This window comes from Microterricola pindariensis (genome assembly GCF_002936985.1).
Taxonomy (GTDB): domain Bacteria; phylum Actinomycetota; class Actinomycetes; order Actinomycetales; family Microbacteriaceae; genus Microterricola; species Microterricola pindariensis.
The window spans coordinates 1-20,108 of record NZ_MPZN01000057.1 but is presented as its reverse complement, the minus strand read 5'-3'; the positions used below and the strand labels follow the sequence as shown (position 1 = coordinate 20,108).

The window sequence follows — 20,108 nt, the reverse complement described above, 5'->3', positions numbered from 1 at the left end:
AGAAGCACTTCGTCGAGCCGGCCGACGCCGGCAACCTCGTGGCCATGGCGAATGTCCTCGCGGCCGCCGTGACGCGCCCCATCAACTGGCTGCACCTGCCCGTGCCGATCGAGCGCGACGACGCCGCCTACTTCGCGCCGTTGACCGGGCTGGCGCTGCACCCCGAGACGAAACTGTTCCTCGGCTTGGTGCACCACGAGGACGGCGTCGAGGGCGCCCAGCGCCGCATCGCCACGGCACAGCCGGCACTCGCAGCGGCCGGTTTCAGCGAGTTCGGCATCGGCACCGAGTGCGGTTTCGGCCGCGGCCCGGCCGACCGCACCGCTCCCCTGCTGCAGCTGCACCGCGAGATCATCGCCGCCTCCCACGTCGGCTGAGAGAGCATGCGGCCGAAGCCACACCCCGTTGGTCGAGGAGCCAGGAACCATCGTGTCGAGACCATGCCGCCCGGTCTCGATACGGCCCTGACGGGCCTACTCGACCACCGGGCGGAGGTTCCCGCGGGCTAGCCGCCGAGGAGGGCGTGCACGCCCGTCGCGACCGCGTAGATCGTGACGCCGGCGAGGGCGCCGACGACGGTGCCGTTGATGCGGATGAACTGCAGGTCGCGGCCCACCATGAGCTCGATCTTCTCGGTTGTCTCGGCGGCGTCCCAGCGCTCGACGGTCTCGGTGATCACCCCGGCGATGTCGTGCCGGTAGCTCTGCACCAGGTGGGCCGCGGCATCCGCCACCCAGTCGTTGACCTTCGCGGCGAGCCCCGGGTCGGCGAGCAGGCGCGTGCCCACCTCGACCACCGCGGATTCCAGCCCGCGGCGCAGCTCGCTCTCCGGCTCGGCGAGAGAGGCGCCCAGGCTCGCCTTGAGCGAGTCCCAGGCCTCGCCCGCGAACTCGCGCAGCCGCGGGCTGTCCAGCAGCTCGGCCTTGACCGCCTCGACCTTGGCGATCAGCCCGGGGTCGTGCTGCAGGCCCGCGGCGAGCTCGGCCAGGTAGTCGTCGATGGCCAGGCGCAGCGGATGCCGCGGGTCGGCCCGCATTGCCCTCGCCAGCCCGAGCGCCTCCCGGTATGCCTTGTCGTCGACGAGGCGGTCCACGAAACCGGGCAGCCAGCGCGGCAGGCGCTCGGAGACGGCGCTGCCGAACGCCTCGGGGTGCACGATCAGCCAGTCCTCCGCCTTGGCGAGCAGGGCGTCGATGGCGGTGCGCTGCTGGCCGGCCGCGACGAGCTGTTCTCCGACCCGGCCGAGCGCGGGCGCCCACTCCGGTTCGAACAGGTGCTGTCTGGCGAGCTTCTCGAGCAGGTCTTTGACGTCGTCGTCGCTCAGCAGCCTGAGCAGGCCCTGCGCGCCGACGGCGACCTCCCGGCCCAGCCGCTGCGCATTGGCCGGCGCCGCCAGCCAGCCGCCGAGCCGGCCGGCGACATCGACGCTCTCCAGCTTGCCGCGCACGACCTCCTCCGAGAGGAAGTTGGTCTCGACGAACTCGCCGAGCGTCGCCCCGATCTCGTCCTTGCGGTTCGGGATGATCGCCGTGTGCGGGATGCGCAGGCCGAGCGGGTAGCGGAACAGCGCGGTCACGGCGAACCAGTCGGCGATCGCACCGACCATGGCCCCCTCGGAGGCGGCGCGCACGTAGCCGAGCCACGGGTACTGGTCCTGCAGCGCGAAGGAGATGGTGAACACCACCGCCGCGGCGAGCAGCAGGCTGGTGGCCAGCCGCTTCATGCCGCGGAGGGCGCTGGCGCGCGCGGCATCCGCCGGGGAGAGCTCTCTCGGCGCGGCGGGCGCGCCCCTCAGCCGTGTGCGTTCACCCAGTGTCATGCCGACTCCTCCCGCTGCCGGGCGCCGCACGACGAAGTCGCTCCGGCCGCCCCGCTTCGACGCTAATGCAGCACAGGGGGTTTCCGCGCCTCGGCCGCCGCAGGATCCACGGCCGGCGGCCGGCCGAGACCGCCCAGACCGCCTAGACCACCTAGAAGCCGGAGTGGCGGATGCCCCACTGCGAGACCCATTCCGCGCCGGGTGCGACGTGGACGAGGCCGGCACCGGTGTTGTAGGCGTTGGCCGGGCCCGTCATCGGCTCGATGGCGATCGCCGTGACGGTCGCGCCCGTGCCGTCGGCGGCCGCGCCGCGGGCCGGGAAGTTGCGGCTCACGTAGACCTGCACGAACGTGTAGTTCTCGTCTCCCCAGACGGCGACGGTGCGCCCGTCCGGTGCGGTGAGCGTGTGGGCGGTCTCGCCGTCGACGACGTGCGCGTCGCCCCAGGCGTCGTCCAGGTGCAGCTCGCCGACCCGGCGGCTGCGCGGGCTGCCTGCCCGCAGGTCGAAGGCGGTGCCGTCCACGGCGGTGGTGCCGACGGGGTTCAGCCGGGCGTCGACGTCGATGTGCGTGTCGGCGTTGACGGTGAGCACGAGGTCCTCGGTGGGCACGTCGCCGATCATCGGGTACGGGTGGGTGCCGATGGTGACGGGAGCGTCGCCGCTGCCGATGTTGCGCACCGTGTGCGTGGCGGTCAGGCCGCCGTCGCCGAGCTCGTAGCGCACCGTGGTGTCGAGGTGGAAGGGGTAGCCGAGCTGCGGGAACACGTGGGCACCGAGGGTGACGGACGACTCGCTCTGCTCGATGACGCGGTAGGCGGTGAAGCGCAGCAGGCCGTGGATGGCGTTGTTGAGGGCGACCTCGGTGATGGCCAGCTGGTGGGAGGTTCCCGCCGCGTCGACCCAGACACCGTCCGGGATCCGGTTGCCCCACGGCATCAGCACCACGCCGGCGCAGGAGGGCGGCGGAATCTCGGCGTCGAAGCCCTGCACGAGGTCGACGCCGTCGATGCTGAGCTCGCGGATGCCGGCACCGAGCTCGGTGATGACGGCGCGCAGCGTGCCGGACGGGGTCTGGTGCGCGAGCTCGAACTGCTCGCCGGTGGGGAAGGTCATGGATGCCAGCCTAGGAGTCGGAGGGGAGGAGGATGCGCACGCCGGCGTGCTCGAGGGCCGCGGAGAGCCCGTCGCCGAGGGCTGCGGGCGCCGCGGCGTCCGTCACCAGCGTGTCGAAGGCCGCAAGCGGCGCCACCGTGCCGAGGTGCACCCGGCCGAGCTTGGAGGAGTCGGCGACGATCACGGCGCGGGCGGCGGAGGCGACCATGCGCGCCTTGACGGCGGCCTCCGGCAGGTTGATGTTGCTGACGCCGTGCACCGCGTCGACGCCGTTGCAGCCGATGAAGGCGATGTCGGCGTGCACCTGGCTGAGCACGAGGTCGGCCAGCGGGTCGACGAGTGAGTGCTGCAGCGGGCGCAGGGCGCCGCCGGTGACGATCACGGTGAAGCGCGGGATCTCGCTCTCCAGCTCGAGCGCGATGCTCAGGCCGTTGGTGACGATCACGAGCTCGGAGAGGTCGCGCCGGGCCTTCAACGCCCTGGCGACGGCCAGGGTGGTGGTTCCGACGTCCAGCAGCACGCTCTGCCCGCTCTGCACGAGGGAGGCGGCGAGCGCCCCGATCTGCTGCTTGGGCTGCACGGATTCGGCGAGCGCCACCTCGAAGGCGCGCTCCCGCTGCGCCTGCCCCACCGGCACCGCCCCGCCGTGCACCCGCTCGGCCAGGCCGGTCTCGACGAGGGCGTCCAGGTCGGTCCGCGCCGTCACCCCGCTCACCCCGAAGCTCTCGGCCAGCTCGGCCACCCGCACGAAGCCGCGCTCGAGCAGCATCGCGGCGATCTGCTCGCGGCGCTGCCAGGCCGGCAGTGCGTCTCTGGCGTCATTCGTCATCTGCCCATCATGGCCCCGCCGCCTGCGTTTTACAATGTGAAAGAGCATTGCTTTCACAAACGTAAACCGGCTACGCTGGCCGTGCCATGACTGACACCACACCGGATGCCGCCGCGCCCGTGCGCGATCCGCGGATCGCCCGCCAGAGCCACCTCCTCGCCGACGGCCGCGAGCTGATCTACTTCGACGACGCCGACACCCAGCTCGAACCGGAGCGCGCGCCCGACCTCCGCGAGCTGTCTCCGCGCCCCGCGAACGCCACCATGCGACAGGACCCGCTGACCGGCGAGTGGGTGTCGATCGCCGCGGCGAGGCAGAACCGCGTCATGTTGCCGCCGGCGCACCTGGACCCGCTCTCCCCGCAGTCCCCCGGCAACCCGTCCGAGATCCCCAGCCGCTACGACGTGGCCGTGTTCGAGAACAAGTCGCCCTCGTTCGGGCCGCTGCTAGCCGACTCCGACGACCCGTGCATGGACGCCCCGCGCTCACTGGCGGACCTGGCGTCCGTCGGCCTCGGCCGCAGCCGCACCTCGGTCGGCCGCTGCGAGGTCGTCTGCTTCAGCCCGGAGCACGAGGGCTCCTTCGGAACCCAGACGGTCTCGCGCGCCCGCACCGTGATCGAGGCCTGGGCCGACCGAACCGCCGCCCTCTCGGCGATGCCGGGCGTGCAGCAGGTGTTCCCGTTCGAGAACCGCGGCGAGGCCATCGGCGTCACGCTCGGCCACCCGCACGGCCAGATCTACTCCTACCCGTACGTGACCCCGCGCACCGAGCGGCTGCTCGACGCGGTCTCGCGCTACGAGCCGGCGGAGGGCGGCCGCGGCCTGTTCGCCGACATTCTCGCCTTCGAGCAGGCCGGCGAGCGCCTGCTGTTGCAGGGCGAGCACTGGAGCGCCTTCGTGCCGTTCGCCGCGCGCTGGCCCGTCGAGGTGCACATGCTGCCGCACCGCCACGTGCCCGACTTCGCGGCGACCAGCCTGGCCGAGCGCGACGAGCTCGCCGTGCTCTACCTGCGGCTGCTGCGCGGCATCGACGCGCTCTACGAGACGCCGACGCCTTACATCGCCGCCTGGCACCAGGCCCCCGTCGGCGTCGGCCGCGACGACATCCGGCTCATGCTCCAGCTCACCAGCCCGCGCCGGGCCGCCGACAAGCTGAAGTTCCTGGCCGGCTCCGAGGCCGCGATGGGCGCCTGGATCGGCGACGTCGCGCCCGAGACCGCCGCGGCCAGCATCCGCGCCGCCATTGCCAGAGCGGATGCCGCCACCCCCGTGCTCGCCACCCCCGCAACCGAAGGATCCCCCGCATGACCGAGCTGCGCAGCAGTGTGACCACCGGCTTCACCTCCCGCTTCGGCCGCGAGGCGCACGGCCTCTGGTCTGCCCCCGGCCGGGTGAACCTGATCGGCGAGCACACCGACTACAACGAGGGCTACGTCTTCCCGTTCGCGATCAACCGGCGCACCCTGATCGGCCTCGCCCCGCGCGAGGACGCCGTGCTGCGGGTCGCCTCCTCGCACGCGCCGGCCGCCGTCGAGATCCGCCTCGACGAGCTCACCCCGGACGCGCTGCACGGCTGGTCCGCCTACCCGCTCGGCGTGGCGTGGGCCCTCGGCCAGTTCGGCGCGCCCCTGGCCGAGCTGCACGGCGCGGACATCTACATCGAGTCCGAGGTGCCGATCGGCGCCGGGCTCTCCTCCTCCGCCGCGATCGAGTGCGCGGTGGCCGCCGCCCTCAACGACGTCTGGGGCCTCGGCCTGGACCGCCGCACTCTCGCCCGGGTCGGCCAGCTCGCCGAGAACCGCGCCGTCGGCGCCCCCACCGGAATCATGGACCAGTCCGCGTCGCTGCTCGGCGAGGCCGACGCCGGCGTGTTCCTCGACTGCCGCAGCCTCGACGCCGAGGTGATCCCGCTCGGCTTCGACGCGGCCGGCCTCGAGCTGCTCATCATCGACACCCGGGTCAGCCACTCGCACGCCACCGGCGGCTACGCCTCCCGCCGCGCCGCCTGCGAGGCCGGGGCCGCGGCGATGGGCGTGAGCGCGCTGCGCGACCTGCACCCGGGCGACCTGCCCCGCGCCGAGCAGCTGCTCGACGAGGAGACGTTCCGCCGGGTGCGTCACGTCGTCACCGAGGACCAGCGCGTGCTCGACACCGTGCGCACCCTGCGCGAGGAGGGGCCGCGGGCCATCGGCGCTCTGCTGGACGCCTCGCACGCCTCGATGCGCGACGACTTCGAGATCAGCTGCCCGGAGCTCGACCTCGCCGTCGACGCCGCCCGCGGCGCCGGCGCGATCGGCGCCCGGATGACCGGCGGCGGATTCGGCGGGGCGGCGATCGCCCTGGTGCCCCGCGAGCTGGTCGCGCCGATCTCCGCGGCCGTGCTGGGCGCCTTCGCGGATGCCGGCTACGCCACGCCCACGCTGTTCACCGTCCGGGCCGCGGCCGGGGCCGCCCGCGAGCTCTAGCGCTCAGGCCGCGCGGGCAGACACCGGCACGGAAACCGGGCAGAAAAAGGGGAAGCCCCGGAGGTCACACGCTCAGCGTCCATTCCAAGCGTGCCCTCCGGGGCCCAAAGCCACTGGGGAGTGGCCGTTAGGGGGCGGGCCGAGAATCTCGGCCCGCCCAGTCCTTCAGGTCTATGGCATACGGAGCCCTAGTCCTTCAGGTGGTATCGGAGGCTGGCGAGCTCCGCCTGGAGGGCGGCGGGCACCTTGCCGTTGAACTGCTCGAAGTACTCCTCGGTGAGGTCGCACTCGGCGCGCCACGACTTCTTGTCGACGGCGAAGAGCTGGCGCACGGCATCCGCGTCCAGGTCGAGCCCGTCCAGGTTCAGCTCGCCCTCGGCGGGGATGACACCGACCGCGGTGTTCTCGCCGGCGTGCGTGCCCTCGATGCGCCCGACGATCCACTCCAGGACTCGGGCGTTCTCGCCGAAGCCCGGCCAGAGGAAGCTGCCGTCGTCGCCCTTGCGGAACCAGTTGACCTGGAAGATTTCCGGCGCCTGGGTGCCGAGGGTGCGCCCCATCTTCACCCAGTGCGCCCAGTAGTCGGCCATGTTGTAGCCGCAGAACGGGAGCATGGCGAAGGGGTCGCGGCGCAGCTCGCCGACGGTGCCCTCTGCCGCGGCCGTCTTCTCGGAGGAGATGGTCGCGCCCATGAACACGCCGTGCTTCCAGCTGCGCGCCTGCGCCACGAGCGGCACGTTGGTCGCGCGGCGGCCGCCGAAGAGGATCGCGTCGATGGGCACGCCGTCGACGTCTTCCCAGTCCTCGGCGATCGTCGGGCACTGCGCGGCCGAGACGGTGAAGCGGGAGTTCGGGTGCGCGGCCGGGCGGCCGGAGTCCGGCGTCCAGGGCTTGCCCTCCCAGTCGGTGAGGTGGGCCGGCGGGGTGTCCGTCAGCCCCTCCCACCACACGTCGCCGTCCTCGCGCAGCGCCACGTTCGTGAAGATCGTGTTGCCCCACAGGGTGTCGACGGCGGTCTGGTTGGTGCTGGTGCCAGTGCCGGGCGCGACGCCGAAGAAGCCCGCCTCCGGATTGATCGCCCAGAGCCGCCCGTCGGTGCCCGGACGCAGCCAGGCGATGTCGTCGCCGATGGTCTCGACCTTCCAGCCGGGGATCGTCGGGCGCAGCATGGCGAGGTTCGTCTTGCCGCAGGCCGAGGGGAACGCGGCAGCCACGTGGTAGGACTTGCCCTCCGGCGAAGTGATCTTGATCAGCAGCATGTGCTCGGCCAACCAGCCCTCGTCGCGGGCCATCACCGAGGCGATGCGCAGCGCGAAGCACTTCTTGGCCAACAGGGCGTTACCGCCGTAGCCGGAACCGAACGACCACACCTCGCGGGTGTCGGGGAACTGCACGATGTACTTGGTGTCGTTGCACGGCCAGGCCAGGTCCTCGCGGGGCTGGCCGTCCTCGTCGACGAGGGAGTAGCCGACGGAGTGCACGGTGCGCACCCAGGCCTCGCCTTCCTCGATCATCCGGTACACCCGGTCGCCCATGCGGGTCATGATGCCCATGTTGAGCACGACGTAGGGCGAGTCGGTGATCTCGACGCCGAGCTGGGAGATCGGGCCACCGAGCGGGCCCATCGAGAACGGCACGACGTACATGGTGCGTCCGCGCATGCTGCCGGTGAACACCTCGCGCAGCTCTGCGCGCATCTGCTTGGGGTCGCGCCAGTTGTTGGTGGGGCCGGCGTCTTCTTCGTAGGTGGAGCAGATGAAGGTGCGGTCCTCGACCCGGGCGACGTCCTTGGGGTCGGTGCGGGCGAGGTAGCTGTTGGGGCGCCACTCCGGGTTCAACCGGATCAGCTTGTCCTCGGCGATCAGCAGCTTGGTGAGGTGGTCGGCCTCCGCGATCGACCCGTCGCACCAGACGATCTCCGTCGGCTGGGTGATCGCGGCAATCTCCTTGACCCAGGCCTGCAGGGCCGGGTCAGTCGTTCCGCGGTTGGCCGGGCGCGCCGAAGAGCCGGTTCCCACTGAGATCTCTGAGATTGTCATTGCACTGCCTTCTCTGCTCGTCGTGCTCTGCTCGTCGTTGTGCAGCTCATCCCCGTCGTGCGGTGACTCGCCGGGCGAGGTGTGACGCGGTTCCGGATGCCGGCCGGCAGCCGATTCCGGCGTAATCTCGCCCTGTCATTCAAGAATGCGCCCCTTTTTGCGAGCCGAGGCGCCAAGGATGGCATTAAGAAGTGCGCTTCTTTACGTATTCTTAAGTCATGAAGGAAAGAAACTCCGATCTGGAGACGCTCGGCCACCGCATCCGGCACTTCCGCGGCCAGCGCGGCCTCACACTGGACCAGCTGGGCGAGCGGCTCAACCTGGCCGGCAGCCAGCTCTCGCTGATCGAGAACGGCAAGCGCGAGGCCCGGGTCGGCACACTGCAGGCGATCGCGTCCGCCCTCGACATCGACCTGGCCACGCTGCTCTCCGGGGAGGCCCCGAACGCGCGCGCCGCGCTGGAGATCGAGCTCGCCCGCGCCCAGAAGAGCCCGCTGTACGCGGCGCTCGGCCTGCCGCAGGTGAAGCCGACCCGGGGCATGAGCGCCGAGTCGCTCGAGGCCATGGTCGGCCTGCACCGGGAGCTGGCGCGCCGGGCATCCGAGGCCATCGCCACCCCGGAGGAGGCCCGCCGCGCGAACACCGAGCTGCGCGAGCGCATGCGTGCGCGCAACAACTACATGCCAGAGATCGAGGCCCTCGCCGAGGAGCGGGTGCGCGCCTCCGGCCACGTGTCCGGCGCCCTCACCCACCGCGAGGTGAGCGTGATGGCCGAGCAGCTCGGCTTCAGCCTGCTCTACGTGAACGACCTGCCGAGCTCCACCCGCTCGGTGACCGACCTCGCCAACGGCCGCATCTACCTGCCGCCGGCATCGATCCCGGGAGGGCACGGGCTCCGCTCGATGGCACTGCAGGCGATGGCGCACCGCCTGCTCGGGCACGAGCGGCCGGCCAGCTACGCCGAGTTCCTCTGGCAGCGGCTCGAGATCAACTACTACGCGGCCTGCTGCCTGATGCCGCGCGAGGCATCCGTCTCCTTCCTGCAGACCGCCAAGAAGGAGCGCCGCCTGGCCATCGAGGACTTCCGCGATGCCTTCGGCGTCACCCACGAGGCCGCGGCACTGCGCTTCACCAACCTCGCCACCGAGCACCTGGACATGCGGCTGCACTTCCTGCGCGTGAACGGCGACGGCGCCCTGCAGAAGGGCTACGAGAACGACGACCTTCCGCTGCCGACCGACGTGACGGGCTCGATCGAGGGGCAGTTCGTCTGCAAGCAGTGGAGCGCGCGCAGCGCCTTCACGCACACCAACCGCACCACCGAGTTCTACCAGTACACCGACACCCCGGCCGGCACGTTCTGGTGCGCCACCCAGACCGGCAACGCCCAGTCCCCCTCCGGGCGCGCCGGCGAGTTCTCGATCAGCGTCGGCGTGCCGTTCGCGCAGGCGAAGTGGTTCCGCGGCCGCGAGACGACGAACCGGGCCGAGTCGCGCTGCCCCGACGAGTCCTGCTGCCGCCGGGCACCGAGCGGCCTCGCCTCGCGCTGGAGCGGGCAGGCCTGGCCGAGCGCGCGGCTGCACGCCCATGTGCTCTCGCCGCTGCCGTCTGGCACCTTCCCCGGCGTCGACGACGCCGAGGTGTACGAGTTCCTCGAGAGCCACCAACGCGAGGCTTGACGCGCCAGCGTCAAGCAAGGCGGCAGCCCCCACCAAGGAAACCTCGAAAACCGCCACCGATCGGCGCGCCAACGAACTCGCCCTTGCCATACTGTGTGACGCACACTATCGTGTGAGGCATGGATATGGATGACGCCAAGGCTCAGCATGTGCAGGAGCTGCGCCGCGGCACCGTGGTGCTGGCCTGCCTCGTGCGCCTGGCGACGCCCGACTACGGCTACGCGCTGCTCGAGACGTTGAATGCGCGCGGTTTCGCCGTCGACGCCGGCACGCTGTACCCGCTGCTGCGCCGCCTCGAGAAGCAGGGGCTGCTCAGCAGTGCCTGGAACACCGAGGAGGCCCGGCCCCGCAAGTTCTACACGACCAGCGCGCTCGGCCACCAGCTTGCCGCACAGCTCACCGCAGAATGGGACGCCATCGACCGCTCCCTGCGCGCCCTGAAAGAAGGACAGTGATCATGAGCACGCCCTCGACCGGAACACTGAGCGAGCGCTACATCTGGGCGGCCAGCCGCGGCATCCCCGAGAAGCAGCGCGCGGAGCTCGAGCCCGAGTTCCGTGAGCTCATCGCCGACAGCATCGAAGCGCAGCGGGCGAACGGCCTGAGCGAGCGCGATGCCGAGCATGCTGCCCTCGTCGAGCTCGGCGACCCGGCACGCCTCGCCGCCCGCTACACCGATCGGCCGCTGCACCTCATCGGGCCGCGTTACTACCTTGACTGGTTACGCCTGCTGAAACTCCTGCTCGCCATCGTCGTGCCGATCGCGGCCGCGGCGGCGGGGGTCGCCCGGCTGCTCGCCGGCGGTCAGGTCGGCGACGTGGTCGCCGCGGTGGCGACGACGGCCATCGGCGTCGGCGTGCACCTCTGTTTCTGGGTGACGCTCGTCTTCGTCCTGATCGAGCGGCAGGGCGCCAACCGGTCCCGGCCGCTGCTCGAGTGGACGCCCGACATGCTGCCGCAGCTGCCGAGCGGCAACCGACGCTCGCTCGGCGAGCTGGTGCCCACCCTCGTGTTCCTCGCCGTGTTCGCCGCCTGGATCGTCTGGCAGCATTTCAACTCCTTCTTCACGGATGCCGCGGGCGACCCGATCCCGCTGCTCTCCCCCGCGCTGTGGTCGAGCTGGCTGCCGTACTTCCTCGCCCTGATCGTCCTGGAGATGGGCTTCGCACTCTGGCTCTACCTGCGCGGCCGGTGGACGCTGACGCTGGCTCTGGTCAACCTGCTGCTCAACCTCGCCTTCACCGTGCCGGCGCTGTGGCTGCTGTTGACCGGGCAGCTCATCAACCCGGCCTTCGAGGCGGCCGTGCCGGTGGACGGCTCCAACGTCGCCGCGGTGTCCGGCGCCGTCTACCCGATCATCGCGATCGCCCTCGTGGGCTTCGCGCTCTGGGATGCCGTCGACGGTTTCGTCCGGGCGTGGCGAGCGCGGGAATAGCCGCGGGCCGCCCGCGTTGCACCGGACATGCCATTACAGGGAGAGTACGCGCCGAGCACCTCAGAGTGGGCGCGCAAGCAGGCCGAAGAGTACGAGCGCACGGGCGGCAGCGACGCCAACCTGATGCGCAACAAGCCGATCATCGTGCTGACCACCAAGGGCGCGAAGACCGGGGCGCTGCGCAAGACCGCTCTGATGCGGGTGGAGCACGACGGCCGCTACGCCGTCGTCGCCTCCAAGGGGGGCGCGCCGGATCACCCGGCCTGGTACTTCAACATGGCGGCCGAGCCCCACGTCGAGCTGCAGGACGGCGAGGTGAGGCGCGACTACCTCGCCCGCGAGCTGGGTGGTGCCGAGCGCGAGGAGTGGTGGGCGCGCGCCGTCGAGGCCTGGCCCGACTACGCGAACTACCAGCTGAAGACCGAGCGGGTCATCCCGGTGTTCCTGTTGGAGCCGGTCGCGCACTAACGCCACACCGTGCGCTGGGCGCCGCCCCGCGCGGCGCCTAGCGCGGCTGCATCCTGATCGCCCCGTCCAGCCGGATCGTCTCGCCGTTCAGCATCGGGTTCTCGACGATGTGGCAGACCAGCGCGGCGTACTCGGCCGGGTCGCCGAGGCGCGACGGGTGCGGTACTTGCGCGCCCAGCGAGGCGCGCACCTCCTCCGGCAGCCGGCGCAGCATCGGGGTGTCGAAGGTGCCGGGCGCGATCGTCATCACCCGGATCAGGGACTGCGCGAACTCGCGGGCCAGCGGCAGGGTCATCGCGGCGACCGCCCCCTTGGAGGCCGAGTAGGCGGCCTGCCCGATCTGGCCGTCGAAAGCCGCGACGGAGGCCGTGTTCACGATCACGCCGCGTTCCGGCGTCGGCCCGGTCGGCTCGGTCGCCTGGATGGCGGCCGCGGCCAGTCGCACAACGTTGAAGGTGCCGATCAGGTTGACCCGGATGACGCGCTCGAACTCGTCCAGCGGCAGCGGGCCGTCGCGGCCCACCGTGCGCGCCCCCGCCGCGATGCCCGCACAGTTCACCACGATGCGGAGCGGCCCCTGGCCGGTGGCCGCGTCGACGGCGGCCTGCACGTCGGCCGCGCTCGTCACGTCGCCGGCGACGAACCGCGCCCGCCCGCCGAGCGCCCGGACGATCTCCTCCCCCGGCGCGCCGGGCAGGTCGAACAACACGACGCTCGCACCGGCGTCATGGAGCGCGGTGACCGTGGCCAGCCCGAGGCCGGAGGCGCCGCCGGTGACGAGCGCCGTGGATCCGTGAATCAGCATTGCTACAGCCTTTCGATGATGGTTGCGTTGGCCATTCCGCCGCCCTCGCACATGACCTGCAGGCCGAAGCGGTCGCCGGTCGCCTCGAGGCGGTTGACCAGGGTGGCGAGCAGCCCCGTCCCGCTGGAGCCGAGGGCGTGCCCGAGCGCGATGGCGCCGCCGTTCGCGTTCAGCCTGGACTCGTCGGCGCCGGATTCGGCCAGCCAGAGCAGCGGAACCGGGGCGAAGGCCTCGTTCACCTCGTAGGCGCCGATCTCGCCGATGGAGAGCCCGGAGCGGCGGAGGACCTTGTGTGTCGCCTCGACGACGCCGGTGAGCATGAGCAGCGGGTCGCTGCCGGTGACGGCGAAGCTGTGGAACCGCGCCCGCGGCGTGAGCCCCAGCTGCGCCGCCCGCTCGGCGCTCATGATGAGCGCGGCGGATGCGCCGTCCGTCAGCGGCGAGGAGTTGCCCGGCGTGATCTGCCAGGCGATCTCCGGAAACCGCTCCGCCAGCGCCGCACTGTAAAACGAGGGCGGGAGGCCGGCCAGACCGGTCTCGGTGGCGCCGGGCCGAATCGTCTCGTCGAGGAGCGAGTCGACGCCGGGCACCGCGACGATCTCCCGGTCGAGGGCACCGGATGCCGCGGCGAACGCGGCCTTGTCATGCGAGCCGGCGGAGTAGCGGTCGAGCATCTCGCGATTCATGCCCCAGCGGGCGGCGATGAGCTCGGCGGCGACGCCCTGGTTGACGAGGCCGTCCGGGTAGCGCGCCCGCAACCGGGGGCCGAGCACGTCGGCGCCGGCGGTGGAGCTGCCGATCGGTATGCGGCTCATCGATTCGACACCGCAGGCGATGACGATGTCCGCGGCGCCGGCGAGAACCGCCTGGGCGGCGAAGCTCGCGGCCTGTTGGCTGGACCCGCACTGCCGGTCGATCGTGGTGGCCGGCACCGAGACCGGGAAACCGGCGGCCAACACCGCCTGCCTCGTCACATTGCTGCTCTGCTCGCCGATCTGGCCGACGCAGCCTCCCAGCACATCGTCGATCTCGACCGGGTCGAGCCCGTTGCGCTGCACGAGCGCCTGGAGCACGCCGGCGAGCAGGTCGACGGGGTGCACGGAAGAGAGCAGGCCGCCGGCCTTGCCGCGCCCGCTCGGGGTGCGCACGACATCCACGATCACGGCGTCTCTGCTGTTCATGCGCTCAGCCTACGCCGCGCGCTGCGCCCGAAGGCGGAGGGCGGATGCCGGATTCCGCCTAGCCGAGCGCCCACATGGCGACCGCGCTGGCGGCGGCCACGTTCAGCGAGTCGATGCCGTGTTTCATGGGGATCTGCACCACGGTGTCGGATGCCGCGAGCGCCGCCTCGGTCAGCCCGCTCCCCTCCGCTCCCAACACGAGGGCCAGGCGCTCGTACCGGGAGCCGTCGAAGTCGCGCAGGCTGACGGCGTCCGGGGTCAGCGCGAGGGCGGCCATGTGGAAGCCGTGCGCGTCCAGCAGGGCCCGGGTGCTCGGCCAGTCCCCCGTGCGCGTCCACGGCACCTGCAGCACGGTGCCCATCGACACCCGGATGGCGCGGCGGTAGAACGGGTCGGTGCAGCTCGGCGTGACCAGCACGGCGTCGGCGCCGATCGCGCCGGCCGAGCGGAAGATGGCGCCCACGTTGGTCGGGTCGGCCACATTCTCGACGATGACGATCCGGCGGGCGCCCGCAAGCAGCGCGCCGGGGTCGGGCAGGGCGGGCCGGTTCATCGCGGCGATGACGCCGCGGTGCAGCACGTAGCCGGTCAGCTCGGCCAGGAGCTCGCCGTCGCCGGAGAAGATGGGCACGTCGTCGCCGACGAGGGCCGCGGCCTCCTCCGCCGTTCCGCCGAGGGCCAGCACCGATCTCGGGGTGTGGCCGGCGCGCAGCGCGCGCTCCAGCACCAGGGCGGACTCGGCGATGTAGATGCCGTGCTCGGCCGACCGCGCCTTCTTCAACGCGACGTCCGTCTGGTGCGAGTAGTCGCGCAGCAGCGGGTCGCTGAGTTCGGTGATCAGGGTTACGGGCACCCGTCTACCCTACGGCGATGCGTGCGGGCGCCGGGGGCACGCAGCGCGCAACGCAGAGCGGCCGGCCGCCCAGTGGGCTGCCGGCCGCTCTGCGCGCCGAGGCTCAGGAGTGCGGGATGAGCGTGTACTTCGTCGAGAGGTACTCCTGGATCCCCTCGAGGCCTCCCTCGCGACCGAGGCCGGACTGCTTCACCCCGCCGAAGGGAGCGGCGGCGTTCGAGACGACGCCGACGTTCAGCCCCATCATGCCCGTCTCCAGACGGTCGATCATGCGCTGCCCGCGGGCCAGGTCCTGGGTGAAGACGTAGCTGACCAGCCCATACTCGGTGTCGTTGGCGAGCCGGACGGCGTCGTCCTCGTCGGTGAACGGCGTGATCGCCAGCACCGGCCCGAAGATCTCCTCGCGCAGGATGTCGCTGCCGGCGCGCACCCCGCTGATGACGGTCGGGCGGTAGAAGGATCCGTCGCCGGCGATGGCCTCGCCGCCGGTCAGCAGCGTCGCCCCGCGGCCGAGCGCATCCTGCACCAGCTCGTCGGCCTTGGCGACGGCCTTGTCATTGATGAGCGGGCCGATCACGATGCCGTCCTCCGTGCCCCGGCCGATCGGGAAGGCGTTGACGCGCTCCGTCACCCGGCGGGCGAACTCGTCGGCGACGGACTCGTGCACAATGAAGCGGTTGGCCGCCGTGCAGGCCTGGCCGATGTTGCGGAACTTGGCGATGATCGCGCCCTCGACGGCCTTGTCCAGGTCGGCGTCCTCGAACACCACGAACGGGGCGTTGCCGCCGAGCTCCATCGAGGTGCGCAGCACGCCCTCGGCGGACTGGCGGATGAGGGCCTGGCCGACGCCGGTCGAGCCGGTGAAGCTGAGCTTGCGCAGCCGCGGGTCGGCGATGATCGGGTCGGAGACGGCGCCGGAGGTGGAGGTGGTGATGACGTTGACGACACCGGCCGGCAGCCCGGCCTCCTCGAGCAGCTGCGCGAAGAGAAGGGTTGTCAGCGGGGTGAGGGCGGCGGGCTTGATCACGACGGTGCAGCCGGCGGCCAGCGCCGGGGCGATCTTGCGGGTGGCCATCGCCAGCGGGAAGTTCCACGGGGTGATCAGGAAGCAGGGGCCGACCGGGCGCTGGGAGACGACCATGGTGCCGGTCCCCTCCGGGTTGGAGCCGTAGCGGCCGCTGATGCGCACCGCCTCCTCGCTGAACCAGCGCAGGAACTCGCCGCCGTAGTTGACCTCGCCGAGGGCTTCCGCCAGCGGCTTGCCCATCTCGAGCGTCATCAGCAGCGCGAACTCGTTCTTGCGCTCCTGCAGCAGGTCGAAGGCGCGGCGCAGGATCTCGCCGCGCGCACGCGGGGCGGTCGCCGCCCAGCTGTCGGCCGCGGCGACGGCGGCATCCATCGCGGCGGCGCCGTCTTCGACCGAGGCGTCGGCGATGGTCTTGATCACGGCCCCGGTCGCGGGGTCCTGCACGTGGATCGCACGCCCCGAGGTGGAATCGACCCACTTGCCGCCGATGAACAGCTGGTTCGGCGTGCGCCCCAGCAGTGCGCTCTCGCGGGCTGCAGGCTCGACTACGGTCTTCTCACTCATTCGGTGGCTCCTTCGCCGTTGGTGTCTCTTTGAGGATAATTTCGGATGCCGGGATTGGCGAGCCTCAGGCCAGCATCCCGAGCCCCATCAGCAGCATGCCGAGGCTCATCGCCGGGTGGTGCAGGGTGGCGATGCGGATGCCGCGTGCAGCCGCGGCCTGCCGCCGGCAGAGGTACAGCGCCAGCGCGGTGTGCGCGGCGGCCACGATCACCGCGCCGACCGCGAGCACGGCGGCGAACGGGGCGGCTTCGGCACCCAGGTGCAGGTGCGCCGTCAGCTGTCCGCCCGCAGAGGGCGGCCGCTGCACGGCCGCGGCCATCGCCAGCCACATCGCCGCCATGATGAGCCCGCTGCCGGCGGTCATCGCGGATTCCAGCCGGTGCCGACGGTCCAGCAGCCCGAGGAGCGCCGCCGCGAGCAGCAGCGCCGCCCAGCCGAGGGGCGATCCCGTCGCGCCGGGTCCGATGCCCGGGAGCAGCGTCGGCAGCACCATCGCGACGGTGGAGGCGGCCATCAGCCCGGCGGGCAGCAGGCTCGCCCCCAGGCGCGGGCGCCGCATCCGTGCCGCGCCGGCAGAGCCGAGGCCAGCCACGGTGAGCAGCACAGCGCCGCCGAGGCAGATCACAGCGAGCATGGTCCCCCCACTTCGGATCCCGCCGGCCGCCTGGGGCACGAATGGCCAGCGCTCCGGAGAGCACTGGCCATTCGCACGCGGTCAACAGACGCTTTTCGACTGACGACTACTTGATGCCGTAGATCTGGCCGACCGACTGCTCTGCCTCGTGGTCCGGTCCGAGCGGGATGCCGGTGCGGTCGCGCAGCAGCAGCGTCGCGATGAAGGCGAGCACGATCATGCCGGCGATGTAGAACGACACCGACGTGGACGATCCCGTGGTCTGCACCAGCCAGGTGCTGATCAGCGGCGCGAATGCCCCGCCCATGATCGCGCCGAGCGCGTAGGTGATGGACACGCCGGAGTAGCGGATGGACGCGGGGAACAGCTCGGTGAAGTACGCGGCCTGCTGGCCGTAGGTCAGGCCGTTGCCGATCGTGAACAACGCCAGGCCCAGGAAGAGCAGCCAGACATTGCCGGTGTTCACGAGGGGGAAGAGCAGGAACACCGTGGAGAGGAACGCGATCCAGCCGATGATGTAGGTGTTGCGCCGTCCGATCTTGTCGGAGAGGTTGCCGGCGAACCAGGTCGCGAGCAGCCAGACCACCGCCGACCCCGTGACAGCCAGCAGCACCGGGGTGCGCTCCATGCCGACCAGGCCGCCGTCCTCGACGGGCAGCGTCGCGTAACCCTGCAGGTATCCGCCCGTGGTCATGTACCCGGCTGCATTGTTGCCGGCAAAGGTGAGAGCGGCGAGGATGACGAGCAACCAGTGCTTGCGGAACAGCGCGAGGATCGGGGTCTTCGTCTGCTCCTTCCGCGCGGCGATCTCGGTGAACACGGGGCTCTCCTCGACGGCGCGGCGCACCACGATGCCGACGACGATCAGCACGAAGCTGAGCAGGAACGGAATACGCCAGCCCCACTCGAGGAACGCGTCACCCGGGGAGATCACTCCGGTCATCAGGGCAAGCATGCCCGACGCCAGCAGCAGGCCGAGCGGCACGCCGATCTGCGGGAACGCGCCCATCCGGCCGCGCTGGCCGTCGGGTGCGTGCTCGACGGCCATCAGCACGGCGCCGCCCCACTCACCGCCGGTGGAGAGGCCCTGCAGGATGCGCAGCAGGATGAGGGCGACGGGAGCCGCGACGCCGATCTGCTCGTAGGTCGGCAGCAAGCCGATCAGCACGGTGGCAGATCCCATCAGGATCAAGGTGATCGAGAGCATGGCCTTGCGGCCGATCTTGTCGCCGAAGTGGCCGGCCAGGAACGCTCCCAACGGGCGGAACAGGAAGCTGACACCCACCGAGGCGAACGAGAGCAGGATGGCGATCTGCGGACCGGCCGGCTGGAAGAACAGCTGGGCGAAGATGAGCCCGGCGGCGCTCGCGTAGAGGAAGAAGTCGTACCACTCGATCGTGGTGCCAATGACGGTGGCGAATGCCACCCGACGCAGCTCCCGCTGTTTCGTGGCCGGTCGCTCGGACAATACAGCTGACACGTGAAGACTCCCTCGTCTGGATGTTGTGGGTGTGAAGTGATGCCGTGGGCCGGGCCGGCGCTGCTGTGCGCCTGGCGATGCCCGTGACGGGTCCTTCAATGACTCCGAGGATATCATATACAATTTGAGATACGGAGCACCTCTCCCCCTTCCCGCTCAGGCACCGGCTGATAGGCTCCGTGTCACGGACCCGTCCACAGTGCAGTAGCGAAGCCCGAGAACCCCCGAGGTGGTGCCCCCGTTGTCGAGTGAACTCCCCTCCGCGCCCGGCCTCCCAGCCAGCCGCCACAGCGAGTCTTCCTCGCGCGTGACCACCACCGTCGCCCGCGACTTCAGTGACTTCCGCACGGCGGTCTCCGAGTCCTTCGTGCCACTGCACGTCACGAGCGCGCGGCCCGAGCCGTTCCGCGGCCGGATCCGCTCGACCGACGTCGACGACATCCACGTGAGCGAGGTGAGCGCCAGCCAGCACACCGTCGAGCGCACTCCAGAGCTCATCGCGCGCGGCGACCGGCACTACTTCAAGCTCAGCCTGCAGCTGGCCGGCAACGGGCTCCTGATCCAGGACAACCGCGAGGCAGTGCTGCAACCCGGCGACGTCGCCGTGTACGACACCAACCGGCCGTACTCGCTCGTCTTCGACGACGACTTCCGCACCATGGTCGTCATGTTCCCGAAGCACCTCATCGACCTGCCCGTCGATGTGGTCGGGCAGCTCACCGCGGTGCGGATGCCCGGCTCCGAGGGCGTCGGCCGCATGATCGTGCCGTTTCTCTCCCAGCTGGTCGGCAACCTCGACCAACTCGGCGGGGCGACGGGCACCAGGCTCGTGCACAGCGCGCTCGACCTCGTCACCACGATGTTCTCCAGCCAGCTCGACCTCGAGCGCAGCACAGTGCACCCGCACCAGGCGCTGATGCAGCGCGTGCGGGCCTACATCGACGCGAACCTCGCCTCCACCGATCTCGGCCCCGGGCAGATCGCCGCGGCCCACTACATCTCGACCAGACACCTGCATGGGCTCTTCCAGGAGGAGGGCACCACGGTCTCCACCTGGATCCGCACCCGGCGCCTGGAGCGCTGCCGGCGGGAGCTCGTGGACCCGGTCCACACGCACCGCCCCGTTGCGGCGATCGCCGCCCGCTGGGGGTTCGTGGATGCCGCGCACTTCAGCCGCGTGTTCAAGGCCGCCTACGGCGTCGCCCCGAGCGAGCTGCGGGCCAGGGCGACAACGGCTTAGGGCGCCGCCGCGTTAAAGAGAGAAAGCCACCCACATCGTTTTCACGAAGGTGGGTGGCTTTCTTTCACGTTAAGTCCGGCGGTGTCCTACTCTCCCACAGGGTCCCCCCTGCAGTACCATCGGCGCTGAGAGTCTTAGCTTCCGGGTTCGGAATGTGACCGGGCGTTTCCCTCTCGCTATGGCCACCGGAACAGCTCATAGTGTTGATACGTCTAAGTATATGCCCTGTTCAGCGGCGCAATTGCCACACCGAACAGTCGGCGCGTTAACGCAAGAAAGCCACCCCTCGGGGTGGCTTTCTTGGTGTTTCTAAGTTAAGTCCGGCGGTGTCCTACTCTCCCACAGGGTCCCCCCTGCAGTACCATCGGCGCTGAGAGTCTTAGCTTCCGGGTTCGGAATGTGACCGGGCGTTTCCCTCTCGCTATGGCCGCCGAAACAACTGGTGATGGGCACCCTCACGGGGCCGTCAAGTCG

17 protein-coding genes, 2 rRNA genes and 1 pseudogene are annotated in these 20,108 nt (G+C 70.9%); 8 read left to right on the top strand and 12 right to left on the bottom strand.

The features are described 5' to 3' along the window. Window positions 1-377: pseudogene (locus tag GY24_RS13900) on the top strand (hypothetical protein); the annotation flags it as partial. A gap of 128 nt (window positions 378-505) precedes the next feature. Here GY24_RS13900 and GY24_RS13895 read toward each other — a convergent pair. The 3 genes from GY24_RS13895 to GY24_RS13885 all read right to left on the bottom strand — a co-directional run bounded on the left by GY24_RS13895 (window position 506) and on the right by GY24_RS13885 (window position 3,762). Continuing rightward, window positions 506-1,819: a DUF445 domain-containing protein gene (locus GY24_RS13895; protein WP_104476762.1), complete on the bottom strand. Its 1,314-nt coding sequence runs from the start codon at window positions 1,817-1,819 to the stop codon at window positions 506-508. Window positions 1,820-1,970: 151 nt separating this feature from the next. Further along, window positions 1,971-2,933, bottom strand: coding sequence for an aldose 1-epimerase family protein (locus GY24_RS13890; RefSeq protein WP_104476760.1), 963 nt, complete (start codon window positions 2,931-2,933; stop codon window positions 1,971-1,973). 10 nt (window positions 2,934-2,943) lie between these two features. After that, window positions 2,944-3,762 (bottom strand): DeoR/GlpR family DNA-binding transcription regulator, encoded by an 819-nt coding sequence (locus tag GY24_RS13885; RefSeq protein WP_104476758.1) that lies wholly within the window; start codon window positions 3,760-3,762, stop codon window positions 2,944-2,946. A gap of 86 nt (window positions 3,763-3,848) precedes the next feature. On the opposite strand from GY24_RS13885, the gene galT reads away from it, so the two are divergent. Then, window positions 3,849-5,072: a galactose-1-phosphate uridylyltransferase gene (gene galT / locus GY24_RS13880; RefSeq protein WP_104476756.1), complete on the top strand. Its 1,224-nt coding sequence runs from the start codon at window positions 3,849-3,851 to the stop codon at window positions 5,070-5,072. Beyond that, window positions 5,069-6,229 carry a galactokinase gene (gene galK, locus GY24_RS13875; protein WP_104476754.1) on the top strand — a complete coding sequence of 387 codons (1,161 nt, stop codon included), beginning with the start codon at window positions 5,069-5,071 and terminating at the stop codon, window positions 6,227-6,229. The genes galT and galK overlap by 4 nt, the downstream gene beginning before the upstream one ends. 188 nt (window positions 6,230-6,417) lie before the next feature. Here the strand turns inward: galK and GY24_RS13870 are convergent, their stop codons facing one another. After that, window positions 6,418-8,268: a phosphoenolpyruvate carboxykinase (GTP) gene (locus GY24_RS13870; RefSeq protein ID WP_104476752.1), complete on the bottom strand. Its 1,851-nt coding sequence runs from the start codon at window positions 8,266-8,268 to the stop codon at window positions 6,418-6,420. 218 nt (window positions 8,269-8,486) lie between these two features. On the opposite strand from GY24_RS13870, the gene GY24_RS13865 reads away from it, so the two are divergent. The 4 genes from GY24_RS13865 to GY24_RS13850 all read left to right on the top strand — a co-directional run bounded on the left by GY24_RS13865 (window position 8,487) and on the right by GY24_RS13850 (window position 11,850). Next, window positions 8,487-9,947 (top strand): helix-turn-helix domain-containing protein, encoded by a 1,461-nt coding sequence (locus tag GY24_RS13865; RefSeq protein ID WP_104476750.1) that lies wholly within the window; start codon window positions 8,487-8,489, stop codon window positions 9,945-9,947. Between the two features lie 125 nt (window positions 9,948-10,072). Next, window positions 10,073-10,402 (top strand): PadR family transcriptional regulator, encoded by a 330-nt coding sequence (locus GY24_RS13860; protein WP_202972953.1) that lies wholly within the window; start codon window positions 10,073-10,075, stop codon window positions 10,400-10,402. 2 nt (window positions 10,403-10,404) lie between these two features. Next, the gene (locus GY24_RS13855; RefSeq protein ID WP_133161200.1) at window positions 10,405-11,382 is read left to right on the top strand and encodes a permease prefix domain 1-containing protein; all 978 of its coding nucleotides are present in this window, start codon (window positions 10,405-10,407) and stop codon (window positions 11,380-11,382) included. 27 nt (window positions 11,383-11,409) lie between these two features. Beyond that, a complete protein-coding gene (locus GY24_RS13850) occupies window positions 11,410-11,850 on the top strand; it encodes a nitroreductase family deazaflavin-dependent oxidoreductase (protein ID WP_104476744.1) in 441 nt (146 codons plus the stop codon). A 37-nt stretch (window positions 11,851-11,887) separates the two neighbouring features. Here GY24_RS13850 and GY24_RS13845 read toward each other — a convergent pair whose 3' ends face one another. The 6 genes from GY24_RS13845 to GY24_RS13820 all read right to left on the bottom strand — a co-directional run bounded on the left by GY24_RS13845 (window position 11,888) and on the right by GY24_RS13820 (window position 18,511). Next, window positions 11,888-12,655 carry an SDR family NAD(P)-dependent oxidoreductase gene (locus GY24_RS13845; protein ID WP_104476742.1) on the bottom strand — a complete coding sequence of 256 codons (768 nt, stop codon included), beginning with the start codon at window positions 12,653-12,655 and terminating at the stop codon, window positions 11,888-11,890. Between the two features lie 2 nt (window positions 12,656-12,657). Then, window positions 12,658-13,836, bottom strand: a complete 1,179-nt coding sequence (locus GY24_RS13840) for a thiolase family protein (RefSeq protein ID WP_104476740.1) — start codon at window positions 13,834-13,836, stop codon at window positions 12,658-12,660. Window positions 13,837-13,894: 58 nt separating this feature from the next. Then, window positions 13,895-14,689: a TrmH family RNA methyltransferase gene (locus GY24_RS13835; RefSeq protein WP_104476738.1), complete on the bottom strand. Its 795-nt coding sequence runs from the start codon at window positions 14,687-14,689 to the stop codon at window positions 13,895-13,897. A gap of 103 nt (window positions 14,690-14,792) precedes the next feature. Further along, window positions 14,793-16,280 (bottom strand): NAD-dependent succinate-semialdehyde dehydrogenase, encoded by a 1,488-nt coding sequence (locus GY24_RS13830; RefSeq protein ID WP_104476736.1) that lies wholly within the window; start codon window positions 16,278-16,280, stop codon window positions 14,793-14,795. A 64-nt stretch (window positions 16,281-16,344) separates the two neighbouring features. Further along, window positions 16,345-16,914: a hypothetical protein gene (locus GY24_RS13825; protein WP_104476734.1), complete on the bottom strand. Its 570-nt coding sequence runs from the start codon at window positions 16,912-16,914 to the stop codon at window positions 16,345-16,347. Window positions 16,915-17,020: 106 nt separating this feature from the next. After that, the gene (locus GY24_RS13820) at window positions 17,021-18,511 is read right to left on the bottom strand and encodes an MFS transporter (protein ID WP_104476731.1); all 1,491 of its coding nucleotides are present in this window, start codon (window positions 18,509-18,511) and stop codon (window positions 17,021-17,023) included. A 190-nt stretch (window positions 18,512-18,701) separates the two neighbouring features. Between GY24_RS13820 and GY24_RS13815 the strand changes: the two genes are divergently transcribed. Beyond that, window positions 18,702-19,634, top strand: coding sequence for an AraC-like ligand-binding domain-containing protein (locus GY24_RS13815; RefSeq protein ID WP_104476729.1), 933 nt, complete (start codon window positions 18,702-18,704; stop codon window positions 19,632-19,634). A gap of 73 nt (window positions 19,635-19,707) precedes the next feature. On the opposite strand, the gene rrf (GY24_RS13810) is transcribed toward GY24_RS13815, so the two are convergent. Further along, window positions 19,708-19,824, bottom strand: a 5S ribosomal RNA gene (rrf, locus tag GY24_RS13810). A 128-nt stretch (window positions 19,825-19,952) separates the two neighbouring features. Further along, window positions 19,953-20,069: ribosomal RNA gene (gene rrf, locus GY24_RS13805) — 5S ribosomal RNA — on the bottom strand. Window positions 20,070-20,108 lie beyond the last annotated feature (39 nt).

Coding starts and splice junctions, on each gene's coding strand:
- GY24_RS13895 (WP_104476762.1), bottom strand. CDS start 1,819: ATGACACTGGGTGAACGCACACGGCTGAGGGGCGCGCCCGCCGCGCCG.
- GY24_RS13890 (WP_104476760.1), bottom strand. CDS start 2,933: ATGACCTTCCCCACCGGCGAGCAGTTCGAGCTCGCGCACCAGACCCCG.
- GY24_RS13885 (WP_104476758.1), bottom strand. CDS start 3,762: ATGACGAATGACGCCAGAGACGCACTGCCGGCCTGGCAGCGCCGCGAG.
- galT (WP_104476756.1), top strand. CDS start 3,849: ATGACTGACACCACACCGGATGCCGCCGCGCCCGTGCGCGATCCGCGG.
- galK (WP_104476754.1), top strand. CDS start 5,069: ATGACCGAGCTGCGCAGCAGTGTGACCACCGGCTTCACCTCCCGCTTC.
- GY24_RS13870 (WP_104476752.1), bottom strand. CDS start 8,268: ATGACAATCTCAGAGATCTCAGTGGGAACCGGCTCTTCGGCGCGCCCG.
- GY24_RS13865 (WP_104476750.1), top strand. CDS start 8,487: ATGAAGGAAAGAAACTCCGATCTGGAGACGCTCGGCCACCGCATCCGG.
- GY24_RS13860 (WP_202972953.1), top strand. CDS start 10,073: ATGGATGACGCCAAGGCTCAGCATGTGCAGGAGCTGCGCCGCGGCACC.
- GY24_RS13855 (WP_133161200.1), top strand. CDS start 10,405: ATGAGCACGCCCTCGACCGGAACACTGAGCGAGCGCTACATCTGGGCG.
- GY24_RS13850 (WP_104476744.1), top strand. CDS start 11,410: ATGCCATTACAGGGAGAGTACGCGCCGAGCACCTCAGAGTGGGCGCGC.
- GY24_RS13845 (WP_104476742.1), bottom strand. CDS start 12,655: ATGCTGATTCACGGATCCACGGCGCTCGTCACCGGCGGCGCCTCCGGC.
- GY24_RS13840 (WP_104476740.1), bottom strand. CDS start 13,836: ATGAACAGCAGAGACGCCGTGATCGTGGATGTCGTGCGCACCCCGAGC.
- GY24_RS13830 (WP_104476736.1), bottom strand. CDS start 16,280: ATGAGTGAGAAGACCGTAGTCGAGCCTGCAGCCCGCGAGAGCGCACTG.
- GY24_RS13825 (WP_104476734.1), bottom strand. CDS start 16,914: ATGCTCGCTGTGATCTGCCTCGGCGGCGCTGTGCTGCTCACCGTGGCT.
- GY24_RS13820 (WP_104476731.1), bottom strand. CDS start 18,511: ATGATATCCTCGGAGTCATTGAAGGACCCGTCACGGGCATCGCCAGGC.